Raw genomic sequence first — 674 nt, forward strand, 5'->3', positions numbered from 1 at the left:
ATGATTGCTGCAAAAAATGATGTCTAATTAGCAGCGACATTTAATAATTTATCATATGTCTGTGTTCAAGTCAACCATATTCACCCCATTAAATTTTTCCACTAAAAGATAAAATAATCTTTTTATAAAAGCATTAATTAAGTGATTCAGGAAAAGAACATATTTCTAATCTATTCCCTTCCGGATCTTTAAACCAAAACCATTGTACCTCTCCATCTTTCTCTATCGGTCCCACTTCAACATCATTTTTCAATAAATATTGGTGCGCTTCTTCTGCATTTTCAACATAAAAATTAAAATGCGCACTTGCACTAGGAACAAATTTTTCTTGGTCTTCTCGCACTAAAGTTAAAGGAGTTTCGCTAATATTTAGCGCAGCATAGCCGCCCACATCTTCTTTCCAGCGCAATTCAAAACCAAGAATGTTTGTGTACCAATTGATTGCCTCTTCAAAATTTTTTACCCTTAAAAAAACGGTATCAATTCTTTTAAACAGAATAGACATGTTGCACACCTCTCTCCTTCGGAGTTAGTATTTTAAAAAACTTTATACTACCTTATTTTCTATTTTCAAACACAGCACCCTGCACAAATTATACTTTTTTTGTAGTTTTTTTGGAACAAACTCCTAAGTAAAATAAAAAAAACTCCGTGAAAATTCACAGAGTTTTTTT

The 674-nt window shown here is 31.9% G+C and carries 1 protein-coding gene; it reads right to left on the reverse strand.

Annotated features, from left to right (window positions below; translation table 11 throughout):
* Positions 1-133 precede the first annotated feature (133 nt).
* On the reverse strand, positions 134-505 hold the full coding sequence (locus tag JCM10596_RS22915) for a VOC family protein (RefSeq protein WP_025029063.1): 372 nt from the start codon (positions 503-505) through the stop codon (positions 134-136).
* Positions 506-674: the final 169 nt, after the last annotated feature.

Source organism: Caldalkalibacillus mannanilyticus JCM 10596 (assembly GCF_000615945.1).
Classification (GTDB): Bacteria; Bacillota; Bacilli; order Caldalkalibacillales; family JCM-10596; genus Bacillus_AT; species Bacillus_AT mannanilyticus.